The 13,962-nt window shown below is 63.7% G+C and carries 14 protein-coding genes; 4 read left to right on the top strand and 10 right to left on the bottom strand.

Translation table 11 applies throughout. The features are described 5' to 3' along the window. The first annotated feature begins 106 nt into the window (after window positions 1-106). The 4 genes from AC1D75_RS13320 (at window position 107) to AC1D75_RS13305 (ending at window position 4,413) form a co-directional block, all read left to right on the top strand. Window positions 107-877, top strand: a complete 771-nt coding sequence (locus tag AC1D75_RS13320; protein ID WP_495515662.1) for an ABC transporter ATP-binding protein — start codon at window positions 107-109, stop codon at window positions 875-877. A 2-nt stretch (window positions 878-879) separates the two neighbouring features. Continuing rightward, complete coding sequence (locus AC1D75_RS13315; RefSeq protein WP_495515661.1) at window positions 880-3,390, top strand: ABC transporter permease; 2,511 nt, start codon at window positions 880-882, stop codon at window positions 3,388-3,390. 202 nt (window positions 3,391-3,592) lie between these two features. Further along, complete coding sequence (locus AC1D75_RS13310; RefSeq protein WP_495515660.1) at window positions 3,593-4,039, top strand: fluoride efflux transporter FluC; 447 nt, start codon at window positions 3,593-3,595, stop codon at window positions 4,037-4,039. After that, the gene (locus AC1D75_RS13305) at window positions 4,036-4,413 is read left to right on the top strand and encodes a fluoride efflux transporter FluC (protein ID WP_495515659.1); all 378 of its coding nucleotides are present in this window, start codon (window positions 4,036-4,038) and stop codon (window positions 4,411-4,413) included. Before AC1D75_RS13310 ends, AC1D75_RS13305 begins: the two co-directional genes overlap by 4 nt. Window positions 4,414-4,436: 23 nt before the next feature. Here the strand turns inward: AC1D75_RS13305 and AC1D75_RS13300 are convergent, their stop codons facing one another. The 10 genes from AC1D75_RS13300 to AC1D75_RS13255 all read right to left on the bottom strand — a co-directional run bounded on the left by AC1D75_RS13300 (window position 4,437) and on the right by AC1D75_RS13255 (window position 13,952). Continuing rightward, window positions 4,437-5,369, bottom strand: coding sequence for an urea transporter (locus tag AC1D75_RS13300; protein WP_495515658.1), 933 nt, complete (start codon window positions 5,367-5,369; stop codon window positions 4,437-4,439). Between the two features lie 63 nt (window positions 5,370-5,432). Then, window positions 5,433-6,479 (bottom strand): urease accessory protein UreD, encoded by a 1,047-nt coding sequence (locus AC1D75_RS13295; protein WP_495515657.1) that lies wholly within the window; start codon window positions 6,477-6,479, stop codon window positions 5,433-5,435. Next, window positions 6,476-7,111: an urease accessory protein UreG gene (ureG, locus tag AC1D75_RS13290; RefSeq protein WP_495515656.1), complete on the bottom strand. Its 636-nt coding sequence runs from the start codon at window positions 7,109-7,111 to the stop codon at window positions 6,476-6,478. Before ureG ends, AC1D75_RS13295 begins: the two co-directional genes overlap by 4 nt. 46 nt (window positions 7,112-7,157) lie before the next feature. Continuing rightward, window positions 7,158-7,853 (bottom strand): urease accessory protein UreF, encoded by a 696-nt coding sequence (locus tag AC1D75_RS13285; RefSeq protein ID WP_495515655.1) that lies wholly within the window; start codon window positions 7,851-7,853, stop codon window positions 7,158-7,160. A gap of 10 nt (window positions 7,854-7,863) precedes the next feature. Next, window positions 7,864-9,588 (bottom strand): urease subunit alpha, encoded by a 1,725-nt coding sequence (gene ureC, locus AC1D75_RS13280; protein ID WP_495515654.1) that lies wholly within the window; start codon window positions 9,586-9,588, stop codon window positions 7,864-7,866. Then, window positions 9,588-10,001: an urease subunit beta gene (locus AC1D75_RS13275; RefSeq protein ID WP_495515653.1), complete on the bottom strand. Its 414-nt coding sequence runs from the start codon at window positions 9,999-10,001 to the stop codon at window positions 9,588-9,590. Before AC1D75_RS13275 ends, ureC begins: the two co-directional genes overlap by 1 nt. Before the next feature lie 59 nt (window positions 10,002-10,060). Next, entirely contained in the window at window positions 10,061-10,915 is an 855-nt protein-coding gene (locus AC1D75_RS13270; protein WP_495515652.1) for a sirohydrochlorin chelatase, read from the bottom strand. An 11-nt stretch (window positions 10,916-10,926) separates the two neighbouring features. After that, window positions 10,927-11,232, bottom strand: a complete 306-nt coding sequence (locus AC1D75_RS13265) for an urease subunit gamma (protein WP_495515651.1) — start codon at window positions 11,230-11,232, stop codon at window positions 10,927-10,929. Window positions 11,233-11,952: 720 nt separating this feature from the next. Continuing rightward, entirely contained in the window at window positions 11,953-12,996 is a 1,044-nt protein-coding gene (gene dmpG / locus AC1D75_RS13260; protein ID WP_495515650.1) for a 4-hydroxy-2-oxovalerate aldolase, read from the bottom strand. Beyond that, window positions 12,993-13,952, bottom strand: a complete 960-nt coding sequence (locus AC1D75_RS13255) for an acetaldehyde dehydrogenase (acetylating) (protein WP_495515649.1) — start codon at window positions 13,950-13,952, stop codon at window positions 12,993-12,995. Before AC1D75_RS13255 ends, dmpG begins: the two co-directional genes overlap by 4 nt. Window positions 13,953-13,962 lie beyond the last annotated feature (10 nt).

Below are 13,962 nucleotides of genomic sequence, written 5' to 3'. Positions count from 1 at the left end.
CTCCAGGATGCCGTACGGCGCGGTCGTTGACGGTATAGCCCACTACACCTTTGACCGGTAGGCAGCGGGATGGTTCACACCACCACCGATTCATAACGTTGCTGTCATGACCTCATACGCCCCGCTACGTCCATCGGCCGCCGTGACACCCCAGACGGCGATCCGACTCGATGACGTGACCAAGACCTACGGATCTGGCCGCACTCAGGTGACCGCACTGGACGCGGTGAACCTCACCCTGCCCGTGGGCGGTTTCACCGCGATCATGGGCCCATCCGGTTCGGGTAAGAGCACGTTCCTGCACTGTGCCGCCGGTCTCGACCAGCCCACCCGCGGTGCAGTGTGGCTGGGCGATACCAAGATCAGCGCACTGAAGCCGCGCAGGCTGACCACCTTCCGACGCGACCACGTCGGGTTCGTGTTCCAGGCCTACAACCTCATGTCGGCGCTGACCGTGGAACAAAATGTGACACTGCCCTTGCTGTTGGCCGGACGAACCGCCGACCGCGCACAACTCGAACACGTCCTGGAGTCGGTGGGCCTTGCCGGCATGCAGCTTCGACGGCCTGGCGAACTGTCCGGCGGCCAGCAGCAGCGGGTTGCCATCGCACGCGCGCTGGTCAGCCGCCCCCGCGTGTTGTTCGCCGACGAACCGACCGGCGCGCTGGACGGTCGTACCGGTCAGCAGATCCTGACCCTCCTGCGTCGAGCCGGCACCGAGCACGGACAGACCGTGGTGATGGTCACCCACGATCCCGTCGCCGCCGCACAAGCCGATCGCGTGTTGTTCCTCGCCGACGGACGTTTTGCGGGTCAGCTACAAGCACCCACGGAAAGTGCCATCGCACAGCGCCTGACCGACCTCGGGCAGTGGTGACCATGCCGAACACGCACTTGGGTGGTCTTGCCCGCGCCAACCTCCGCCGCCACCGCAACGGGTTTGTGGCCGTGTTCATCACGGTGTTCAGCGCCGCGTTGCTCGTCTGCGCTCTGGGGATCTTGTTCGAATCGGGTATTCGCGGCGGCGCCACACCACATGGATTCGCCGGAGCCGATGTCGTCGTGGGAGCACCGCAAACACTCGACACACGCGAAGACTTCGACCAGCCCTACATCGAGCGCGCACTGGTGCCCGCGTCTGCCGTCGACAAGTTGGCGGGGATGCCTGACGTCCGTTCCGCGGTCGGTGATGTCAGTATTCCGCTCACCGACGACAGCGGCCGACAGTTCGATGCCCACGGATGGTCCTCGGCCATCTTGGCGCCGTTCGCCTTGACTGCCGGGCAACCGCCCACGGCTCCGGACGAGGTGGTGACAACCGACCGCACAAGACTCGGCGACCGCGTGACGCTTCGGCATGGCGGCATCGGAACCGAATACACCGTGGTGGGTGTCGCTGCCACGTCATCACCCGAAACCACCACCCGTCCAGCCACAATCTTCTTGGAAGATGCACGTGCGCAGCAACTCTGGCCACATCCGGGCACAGTGGCCGCCATCGGTCTACTCGGTCACGACGGTGTCGACTCCTCATCGCTGGCTTCACGGGTCCATGCCGAGCTCGGTGACCTCGATGTCGTCACTTACATCGGCGACGCCCGCGCCGACGCCGAATATCTTGACATCGGGGCGGCTCGCGGCGAACTGGTCGCCCTGACGGCTGCACTGGCAGGCGTGGCACTGATGATCGCCGTGTTCGTGGTGTCGAGCACGGTGTCGCTGTCCATTTCGCAACGTCGTCGCGACTTCGCCCTACTGCGATCCATGGGCGCCACGCCACGCCAGATTCACAAGCTCATCGGATCCGAGGTGTGGGTCATCGCCTGCGCGGCGGCAGTGTTGGGTGTCATGCCCGGTTATCTGCTGGCGCAGGTCATCCGCAGCAAGTTTGCCGGCGCGGGCATACTTCCCGCCGACTTCAGCCTGGCCATCAGCCCCCTTCCTGCCCTCGCCGGCATCGCCACCGCGGTGATCGCTGCCCGACTTGCTGCCGTAATCTCGGCGCGGCGTCCGGCCCGCCTCGATCCGATCGAGGCACTCCGTGAGTCGGCAGTGGAGGCCGGTGCGATCAGTCGGACCCGCACCACCGGCGGCCTTCTCATCGGCCTCGGCGGCTTGGTGACCGCATTCTTGCCGCTCGTTGTTCCCGGGCCCGATGCGCTCGCAGGCGCCGGCGTATCGGTGCTGCTGTTCATCATCGCGCTGGCACTTCTCGGACCGACACTGGCCTCGGGTGCGCTGCGTCTCATCGGTGGCCCCATGCGGCGCAGCCGCTCCGCCGCAGCGGTCCTCGCCGCCGCCAATCTCAATGCTCACGGACGTCGGCTCGCAACGGCGATCACACCCTTGGCTTTGGTGATCGCCTTCGGATCGGTCCAACTGGGAAGCCAGAGCACGCTGACCGCAGCGGCGCAACAACAGGTCGAACAAGGAATGACGGCCGATCTGGTTGTAACCGGGCCGGGCGGTGTCGAGCCGACACTCATCAGCACGATCGCGGCGATCGACTCCGTCGATGCTGCCAATCCCGTCACCCGGAGCCTGGCCTTTCACACCGCGAACAGGGCCGACGATCCCACCACCGAGGCATACCCCGTCCTGGGGATCGATCCGCTCGACGTAGCCACCACCCTCGACCTCGACGTCCACAGCGGTGCGCTGACCGAACTGCGCACCGGGACAGTCGCACTCAGCCAGGACGCCGCTGCGACCATGGGCGCCGGAGTCGGCGACACCGTGACACTCCGATTGGGCGAAGGCACCCTCATCACCCCCACCGTCATCGCGACCTACAGTCGCGGACTAGGTTTCGGTGACATCGCACTTCCAGACCAGGAGGTCCGCGAACACACCACCACCGGACTGGTCGACCACATCGTGGTATCGGCAGCGGCAGACCGGATCGACGAGACCCGGACGGCCATCGAATCGATCGGCGGACTCACGGTGATGGACGGCAACGGTTTTGCCGTCGCGAACCGGCAGGAACAGCGATCGCAAGACACGGTGAATGTTGTCGCACTGTCCGTCCTGCTCGGATTCCTTGCCATCGCGGTGGTCAACACATTGGTTCTGATGACCACCGAGCGCCGCCGCGAGTTCGCCCTGTTCCGTATGGTCGGTGCACAAACAGGTCAGATCCGCGGGATGGTTCGCTGGGAAGCCCTGGTCGCAGTCGCAGTCGCAGTGGTCGCCGGGACGATCATCGCCTACCCGCCGCTGGCTGGGATCGCAATCGCGCTGCCGGGCATATCCTTTCCCACCCTCTCCCCCTGGGCCTACGGATGTATAGCTGGCGTCACCAGCGTGTTGGGTTTCGGCGCAATCACCGGCACCGCATGGAAAGTGTTCCGCCACAATCCCCTCGATGCTCTGGGGTCGCAGGATTGAGTGACCTCCAACCATCCTCACTCCAGTCGCGTCTTTCAGCAATAGCGCGCGAAATGCCCGATATGCCCGTTGAGTTCGGGATCAATTCACCCAGTCCGGCCCGGTGACAGTACTTGCTTGACTAGCCTGAACCAATGGACACCATGTGGCTCGTCCTGGAGACCGAAGTAGTGCCGGCGGGCGCGCACGAGGAGAAGACCCGATGACGGCGCCGACCCGGCCCGCGTACCTGCAGGCACCCAACATCGGCCTGGTCCTCGTAGGCGGCGCCATCGGTGCCGGATGTCGCGAGGGACTCTCTCTCGGAGTTCCTGATCTTGACGGTGTCCCCGTGGTGATCACGGTGGTGAACGTGGTGGGCGCCTTCCTGCTCGGCTACCTGTACGAGGCGCTCACACGTACCGCGCCGGGACCGACCAGGACCTCGCAGCTCAAACTGCTGCTCGGCACCGGATTCTGCGGCGGCTTCACCACGTACAGTTCGCTCGCGACAGACACCGCAGTGCTGATCGACCACACCCGCTGGGGCATGGCATTGCTGTATGCACTCGGGACCGTCATTGTCGGCGCAGCCGCGACCATCGCGGGCATCGCCTCGGCAGCGAAGATCCACGAAGCGCGCGGCACAAGCGGACAGCAGCGGTCATGACCTTCTGGTTGTTCGTGTTACTCGCTTTCGCCGGCGGCGTTGGCGCCGTGACGCGGTACGTCTTCGACGGATTCCTCCACTCCAAGATCAACTCGAAGTTCCCGTGGCCCACCGGAATCATCAACATGACCGGTTCCCTCGTCCTCGGCTTTCTCACCGGCCTGATCGTGAGCAGGATTGCCTCGACGGACGTGGGCGCGGTGATCGGAACGGGATTCCTCGGCGGTTACACGACCTTCAGCACGGCGAGCTACGAAACGGTGCAGCTCATCCGCGACAAGCGGTATGGGCTCACCCTCGCATACGGCTTCGGCGTGCTGGTCGTGTGTGTCGCGCTCGCGTTCGGTGGATATCGCTGGGGCGCTTCGCTATAGGCTGGGGCGCTTCGCTACAGGAATCATGTGCGTCGCAGCGTGGTTGGCACAAACGCTGCGATCACCAGCAGTACCCAGGTGGTCAGGATGTAGGGCCAGGTGTAGTGCGGACCGCCATAGTAATCGGTCATGAGGAGGGTCGCCACCGCCGTCAGCACTGTTCCGATTGCGGCATACACCCACGAGATCACGGTGTTCTGGAGGAATGTGACCGACAGGGCAATCGCTGTCAGAACACCGGAATAGCCGGCAAGGCCCTCAGCTATTGTCCCGGAGGTATCACCGAACGCCATTGCGCACAAGGTTCCGATCACGGTGCCCATCACCGCGGCGAGGCCGACCTTCCAGGACGCGACAAAGAGGCCCAGCAGGATGAGCGCTCCACTCCAGATGCTGTTGATCAGAACGACTTCGGAGACATTTGTGAGCAGCGAGCGCAGTATCGACTCGCCCGACCCGTCGGCGACATGATGGGGTGCAGACTTCTCGTGGATACTCTTGGTGACAACGAACATGACGCCCGCAGTAGCGCAGAACGGCGCCGTTGTCGAGGGTAAGTTGAAGCGGGCGAGAGGTTTTGACGCAAAGATCCACACCACGACCCAGGTGACGGGTGCACATACGATGCCGGCGATCACAGTCACCAGATAGGACCAGCCCTGATCACCGAGCGCGGTATAGACCGCAGCACCGATCAGTGCACCGTTGAAACCCTGCATCCCCATCCGGACGTTGTCGGCACCCACCTTCATCAGGGCACCGGTCACGGTGTTGCACACCGTGCCGATGACCACGAGCACCGCCATCTGCCAATCGGCGACCAGGAACGCGAGAAGGATCAGCAGACCGGTCCAGCTGTTGCTCTGGAAGAAGATCTCAGACACACCACGGGGCAACGTCGCCGACGCCTCAACCCATTTGTTCGGTGGCGCCGCTTCTTTACTGCTCGTCGACATGTCATCTCCCTGGTTCTTCGGTCGGGTCGTGTGACGGGACGCCCCCGGCCTTCATCGCACTGTTCAGGATTTTCGGATCGTCGGCGCCTCTCTCCCGGTGAGTAACAGACGTAGGGCGCTCCATGCGATCGTCGTGGCGCGCAGGATGGCCCGCGTGTCGTCGCCCAGCATCCGCACCCACACTCCGGCGTCGCCGGGAAGCGCGCTGACACCGAAGACGACGCCCGCTTCGGTCGACGGCGACAGGACGCTGTGCAGGAGGTCGCTGATCTCGGTGACGGTTGCGCGTGGGGTGAACACATAGAGCATGGAGAGCACATCGTGGTCGGCGAGAACCGCCAGGCCGCCGGTGTCCTCATCGACCGGGGTCAGTCGCACCCGATCGAGCGCGACCATGGCCCCGTCCGGGCGACGGACCTCGAAATCGGATGCGAGCGCGGTGTACCGATGACGCTCGTCGCGCGCCAGACGCCCGGCGATGAGGGTCTCGCCGGCGATGAGGGTGGCCGACGGCGCGAGTGTCACCCGCGTGCGCTGATACAGGCGCGCATCCGCAAACGCGATGACAGGGTCGGGAAGAAACTCGACATACGCATCCGCATCGACGCGCAGGTTCATCTGCGCGACTGCGTAATCGTGTTCCATCCGTAGGACTTTCGTGTACGCCGCGGTCGTCAGGTACGCGGACGTGCCCGTACCGAACACTAGATCGGTCCGGAGCCGGTCACCCTGCATGACGCCGGCCCCGGTGGACATGAGGTAGGTATATGGCATGTCGGGACGCGCGAGGTCGTAGTACAGCGGGCGCATGATCTGCAGCGGCGACTTCTGGTAGTGACCGACAAGTTCCGTCCCGCGTTCGTTCCGGCCGAACTCCAACTCCAGCACACCGACCTTTCCCGGGCTCCCGGTCGGCAGCGTGTCGGGTACACCTGAGAGACGGGCGATCTCACGAGGAACGCGGTCCGGCTGGTAGAACGCAGGGTCGAGCCGGTGCCCGCCGTACCGCTCCGACTGCGCCTCCACGGGTGGTACGACGGACATTCCGCCCGCCCGGCCGGTTCCAGGGGGCGGACCGGTATCCGCCGCCTGGACTGTCGCTGCGCTCATCGGGACATCGCAGCGGGGCGGGCATTCCAGAGCGCGAGGATGTGATCCTGCAACTCATCGATGCCTTGCCCCGTCAGGGAGTTGGTCAGAACCACGGGCTTACCGTCGCGCACCCGCAACGCGTCGGACTCCATGACATCGATGTTCGTCCGTACATACTGGGCGATGTCGATCTTGTTGATCACCAGGATGTCCGACTCGGTGATGCCTGGGCCTCGTTTGCGCGGCATCTTCTCACCTTCAGATGTATCGAGCACGAAGACGAAGACGTCCGCGAGCAAGGGTGAGTACGTGAGCGTCAGATTGTCTCCACCCGACTCGTACACGAGGGTGTCCACATCGGGGAACCGCTCGAGCATCTCGGCCCCGGCCGCGAGGTTCATGGTGGGGTCGTCGCGTACGGCGGTGTGTGGACATGCACCGGTCTCGACTCCGACGACGCGATCAGGGTCCAGCACACCCGCGAGTTCGCGGCGTACGTGCTGCGCGTCCTCCTGGGTGTAGATGTCGTTGGTGATGACCGCTGGTTGCCTGCCCGCGGCAATGAGCCGCGGCACAAGGGCTTCGGCAAGTGCAGTCTTGCCCGAACCCACTGGTCCGCCGATCCCGATTCGCAATACGCTACCGCTCATTCGATCACCTCATCTGTTCTGTTGGTCCGTGGAAGGGCCGGCGCCGTCAGCTCGCGAAGAGCCTCGCGTCCGCGCGCTCGTGTTGGGCGGACATGGCGTCCGCCATCGGGACACATCCCCCCATGTCCTCGAGATCGCGGTCCATCGCCTCGGCTGTGGCCTGCGCTATCACCGGGCCGATTGCACGCAGCATCACCTGCATCTGCAGGTGATCGGTGAGCCGAAGCCGCAGCGCCGCACCGAGAAAGCTCACCGAGAACGCGAACATGTCCGAGGCGACCGCCTGTTCGGCGCCCACACCCGCCGCGACGTAGGCCACAGCGGTCGCGACCGGCTGGCACCCGGGGGTCCGCTTGGACGCGATGGCCCGTTTCCATTGCTCGAGCTCCACACCTCCGACTGCCGCGAGGGCAACGTCTGTCATCTGGTGGCCACTACGCACCGCTGCCCTGCGCATCTCCGCATTGAGTTTGGCGGCGAACAACATCTCATCCACGAGATACACACGTTCCCAATCACTTTCCCGAGCCGCCTCGTGCGCCCGGGCCAGCGCTGTGGCATCCCCCGGACCGACCGAATGGAGCAGCAACCCCCGCAGGAGACCCTCCACGCCGTCCTTGTCGACCGCGCGAGCCTGGGCGAACCCCTCCAGCCCCTGCGACATGGTGAAGAATCCGCTGGGGAATGCGGAGTCGGAGAGTTGCAGGCTCACAAGAAGATCGCCCACATCGGTCGAGGTCATGTCAGGTTCCTCAGGCAAGGAAGAAGAGCTGGGACATAGGCAGCGTCTGCGCCGGGTCGATGTGCGCGGGCTTCCCGTCGAACGTCACCTTGTATGTCTCGGGATCAACGTCGATCAACGGCGCCTTGTCGTTGCGAACCATGTGTGCCTTGCCTATTCCACGGCATCGCTTCACCGGCAGCACCTGACTCTCGAGCCCCAGCTTCTCGGGCACACCGAGGTCGATGGCCGCCTGCGACATGAAGCTGACCCGAGTGCTCTGCTGTGCCTTGCCGTATCCACCCCACATCGGGCGGTAGAGCACGGGCTGCGGGGTGGGCAGCGAGGCGTTCGGGTCACCCATGACGGCCCAGTTGATGAAGCCGCCCTTGATGACCATCCGCGGCTTGACCGCGAAGGCGTCGACGTTCCACAAAACGATGTCCGCGATCTTGCCGGCCTCAAGCGATCCGATGTAGTCCGAAACCCCTTGCGTGATAGCCGGGTTGATGGTCACCTTTGCCAGGTAACGCAGGACCCTGAAGTTGTCGTGACCATCGGAGTCCTCGGGGAGAGGGCCGCGCTTGTCCTTGCTGTGGTGGGCGGTCTGAAACGCGCGGGTCACCGATTCGCCGATACGTCCCATTGCTTGAGAGTCGGACGAGAACATCGAGAGGACACCTTCGTCGTGCAGCACGGTCTCGGCAGAGATCGTTTCGGCGCGCACCCGCGAGTCGGCGAACGCAACGTCTTCCGGGATGTCGTGCGAGAGGTGGTGGCACACCATGACCATGTCGAGCAGCTCGTCGACCGAGTTGACCGTATAGGGCAGGGTCGGGTTGGTAGACGAAGGAAGAACATTAGGGAGACCGGCAGCCTTCAGGATGTCCGGGGCGTGGCCTCCACCGGCACCCTCGGTGTGGTACGTGTGGATGGTGCGTCCGTCGATCGCCGAGATGGTGTCTTCGACGAAGCCCGCTTCGTTGAGGCTGTCCGTGTGTATGGAAACCTGGACGTCGTACTTGTCGGCCACGGTGAGAGCATTACGGATCACCGCAGGAGTGGCCCCGAAATCCTCGTGAACCTTCAGCGACGAGGCGCCGGCTTTGATCTGCTCCACGAGGGCCTCGGGAAGGGAGCCGTTGCCCTTGCCGTGGATTCCCATGTTCACACCGACACCTTCTGCTGCCTCGAGCATGCGGTGGAGGTACCAGGCGCCTGGTGTCGTGGTGACGCCGTTGGTCCCGTCAGTGGGCCCCGTGCCACCCCCGAACAGCGTGGTGATCCCGTTCGAGAGGGCCGCCTCCGCCTGCTGCGGCGAGATGTAGTGCACGTGCGTGTCGATGGCCCCGGCAGTCGCGATGCAGTGCTCCCCCGCGAGCAACTCGGTCCCGGGTCCCACAACAAGACGCGGATCCACGCCGCTCTGCAGGTGCGGGTTACCCGATTTCCCGATCCCGGCAATCTTTCCGTCCTTCACACCGATATCACCCTTCACGACGCCGAGGACCGGGTCGATGATGATCGCATTCGTGATGACCAGATCGAGCACGCCCTGCGGACCGGTCGCCGCGGGATCGGCGGCCATCCCGTCGCGTGCGGTCTTACCGCCGCCGTACACGACCTCGTCGCCGTAATACCCTTCGCTGTAATCCTTTTCGATCTCGACGACCAGGTTCGAGTCGGCCAGATGGACTTTGTCTCCCGTCGTCGGGCCGAAGAGATCGGTGTACTGCTTGCGTGAGATTGTGGCCATCAGCTTTTCCTCTTCTTATCGGATCCGGTGCCCGGTTTCGGTTTCCCGTCTTTGAACCCGCCCTCGGTCATCCGCGCGAGCGCGTCGATCTTCGTCTGCTTCGAATCGAGGCCGCCGTTCACGAGTCCGTTGAAGCCCACCGCCCGGCGCGACCCGGAGTACGACGTCAATGTCACATCTCGTGTGTCGCCCGGCTCGATACGCACTCCGGTACCGGCCGGGATGTCGAGATGCATGCCGTACGCCTTTTCCCGCTCGAAGAGCAGTGCGCGGTTCACCTCGAAGAAGTGGAAGTGCGAACCGATCTGCACCGCCCGGTCGCCGGTGTTGCTGACCGAGATGGTGACGCTCTGATGGCCGGCGTTGATCTCGATGTCTTCGTCCTGGTGGTGATACTTGGGGCTGCCCAACATGGGTTGATCCCTCCACTATTTTTTTCGCGGCGCCGCGATCTGCGTCGCCGGATGATGACTCAGTGAGGCGAGGTCAAGACCTCGACGTGAAACGGGTTGCCGTTGTCCGGCGTCTCGTGTCTGTGGGAATGGGGATGTGAGTGTTGCCCGGGACCGTCGTTCTCGAACCCGTGCGAATGGGCGTACCCGTGGCCGTGATCGGCGAGCAGACCGCCTGCGATCCCGTCTCGCCCATGATCGAGCTCGTGCTGCGCGGCGGCCACCCGTCGACGGATGACATCGAGGAGCGCCTGTTCAGAGAGCAAAGGCCCGAAGAAGCTCGCATGGTCGGCGGGTAATCCGGCGGGCGCGGTTCGGGCAAAGCCCGCCGGTGCGACGACCACATCATCGGCACCCAGCAGCCGCGACCGCTCGATGGCGCGGGTCAGCTCGCCGTGCTCCCCGACGCACGCCACCTCGACCTGGGTTCCGGAGCCATGGGTGCGGACCAGGTGGGCGATCCGGTGCAGCTCGGCGTCATCGAAAGGGTTCGACGACGGCGCGGCAATGATCATGCCCGCGCCCGGTCGCTGCCGGGCTGTATCCACGGCGGCTCGACGGAGCCATGCGATCAGATGGTCGGCCGTCCCGAACTCCGTGCACAGCGCGACACGACCCGCGCCGCCCTCGGCGGCGCTCCACCGGAGCGTCTTCGCGGTCTCTGCCACCATGACCGGATCACGACCCCAGGTCATCGGAAGAACCATCACCGGGCCACTGCCGTCGGCCAGGAGTCCGGACACCGCGTCGTGTAACGGACGCCCCGACGGGGTGATAACCGCACCGGGCAACGTATCGAGCAGTGAAACCAGGTCAGCGCCGTGCGCGCTCTCGTGGCCACCGACAAGGACGGTGGCCACTGCATCTTGTCGCACGGCCGGCATGGCTAAGCACTCACGGGGTCGTGACACGAAACGAGTTTGCTGCCGTCCACGAACGTGGCTTCGACCTGAAGCAAAGCAAGACGCTCTCGCACCCCGGGCATGCAGTCGGCCTCCGACACCACATGTTTGCCCAGTTCCATGCACTGGGCAACCGACTTGCCGTCTCGGGCCGCTTCCAATATCGCCTCCGAGACCATGGCCTGGGCTTCGCTGAGATTCAGCTTGGTGCCGCGGTCGCGTCGTTTTCGGGCAAGTTCTGCAACCTGGTAGATGACGAGCTTGTCCATCTCGCGTGGAGTTAGATTCATGGCCTCGACGACCTTCCTGCTGTTACGGCCGGCGCCCTGATAAAACACTGGCCTCGGAGTGCAGTACTTCGGACACTATTCGAACTGCAACGAACCCTCAAGATTTTCGGAGAATTGCCATGCAGTAGAGATGATCTCGACTGTGGGCGAATTCCATATCACTATCCCACATGCCCAAATAGTCGTAATTCTGGTGCGGTACAACACTATTCGATTACCCAACGAAACCGGACATTTCAACTCTTCCCACTCAGCTAATGGGTATTCACACAAATCCCGGACGCACAGCCACCTCGGGACATCGGCAATGACAACGTCACCGGCAACGTTTCATCGAATCCTACGAAAGGAATTTACTTATGTCCGAATTCTGGCGCCAGAACCGTTAGGCCTGCTATGAAAAGTGGGATTGCCTTTGTCATCACAGGAAGAGCACTATCCTTATGTGACTGAAGTTTCCGGTATGCAGTCATTGACCAACGTCCGGGCAACACGCCTGACTCGGATGATCCTCGGCTCGATCTCATCCGGCGGCATCTGTGCTCGCGGACCTGCCGCCGTTCACGCTCGGCCTGTCGATCATCGCACCGATCACGTCCGCGTCTGCCCGGAATCGTCCTCCTCGGCACAGATCACGGACAAAAAACCAGGCGCCTTACGTGTACTCGTGCACACATAAGACGCCTGGTTGGTTCGAGATGAACTCGAAAGCGCGCTGTCCTACTTCTTGCCGGCCACCAGATCCAGCGCGATGTCGGTGATCAGGTCTTCCTGGCCACCGACAAGTCCGCGAGCCCCGACCTCGAGCAGCACCGCGCGGGTGTCGAGACCGTACTGCTTCGCCGCGGATTCAGCATGCCGCAGGAAGCTCGAGTACACGCCGGCATAGCCGAGTGTGAGAGTCTCCCGGTCGACCTGCACAGGCCGATCCTGCAGCGGACGGACGATGTCGTCGGCAGCATCCTGCAATCCGAACAGGTCACAACCGTGCTTCCAGCCCTCGATGTCCGCGACAGCGATGAAGGGCTCGATCGGGCAGTTACCGGCGCCGGCGCCGTGTCCGGCGAGCGATGCGTCCACGCGGGTCACACCTTCTTCTACTGCCACAACCGAATTGGCCACGGACAGCGAGAGGTTCTGGTGCGCGTGAATACCGATCTGGGTGTTCTCATCGAGCACGTCCCGATACGCACGGACACGCTGTCGAACTCCATCCATCGTCAACCGGCCACCGGAGTCGGTGACGTAAACACAGTGCGCGCCATACGATTCCATCAACTTCGCCTGCTCGGCCAACGCGGCAGGCTCGGCGAGATGCGACATCATCAAGAACCCGGACACATCCATCCCGAGTTCACGGGCCTTGGCGATGTGCTGAGCCGCGACATCGGCCTCGGTGCAATGGGTCGCGACGCGAACCGAGGTCACGCCGAGGTTGAATGCACGTTCGAGTTCGACAACGGTACCGACACCGGGCAGCAGCAAGGTCGTCAGCTTGGCCCGGTGGACAACCGATGCCGCGGCTTCGATCCATTCCCAGTCGGTGTTGCTGCCTGCTCCATAGGTCAGGCTGTGTCCGGCGAGCCCGTCGCCGTGGGCGACCTCGATCGCGTCGACGCCCGCCCGATCGAGAGCGCCGGCAATCCGGGCCACGTTTTCGGGTGAGATGCGGTGCCGGCTGGCGTGCATGCCGTCGCGCAGGGTCACGTCCTGGATGTACAGGGCCGCGCCATCGACCACGGAAGCTCTGTTGTCAGTTGTCATCGGGCCATCTCCACTGTTGAGTCGGTGAGTTTCGTTTCGGCGATGCGCTCGGCCACCTGCAGTGCCGCCGAGGTCATGATGTCGAGGTTTCCTGCATAGGCCGGCAGGTAGTGGGCAGCACCCTCGACCTCGAGGAACACCGACACCTTCCACAGGCCCGGACCGACATCGACACCGCCGGTCAGGGTGGCGACGGACTCCGCATCATCGAGCTTGGTGAACTGCACCTCCTGCTTGAGGCGGTATCCGGGAACGTAGGCCGACACCTTGGCGACCATGTCGAGGACCGACTGCCGGATCGCATCCTGATCCGGATCGGTGACCAGGGTCAGCACGGTGTCCCGCATGATCAGCGGCGGGTCGGCCGGATTCAGCACGATGATCGCCTTGCCGTATGCGGCACCACCGACCATCTTGATGGCCTCGGAGGTGGTTTCGGTGAACTCGTCAATGTTCGCCCGAGTTCCGGGTCCGGCCGACTTCGAAGCGATCGACGCCACGATCTCGGCGTAGTGAACCTTGGTCACAGCGGACACCGCCGCCACGATCGGAATCGTGGCCTGCCCGCCGCAGGTCACCATGTTCACGTCCGGTGCATCCAGGTGCTCTTCAAGGTTCACCGCGGGCACCACGTAGGGACCGATCGCGGCCGGGGTGAGGTCGATGAGCCGCTTTCCGTACGGGCGCAGCGCTTCTTCGTTGACGACGTGCGCTTTGGCGGAGGTCGAGTCGAAGATGATCTCGATGTCGGCGAAGTCCGGGTGGTCGATGAGACCCTGCACGCCGGTGTGCACGGTGCTGATGCCCATCCGCTTGGCGCGGGCCAATCCGTCGGATTCCGGGTCGATTCCGACCAGGACCGCGATCTCGACGTTCTTCGCCACTCGCTTGAGTTTGATGACCAGGTCGGTCCCGATGTTGCCCGATCCGATGATCGCGGCCTTGATTGTGCTCATTGTCTTCTGC

This window comes from Williamsia sp. Y712, assembly GCF_059445525.1.
The sequence above is the reverse complement of the archived record's forward strand: the minus strand, read 5'-3'. Positions and strand labels throughout refer to the sequence as shown.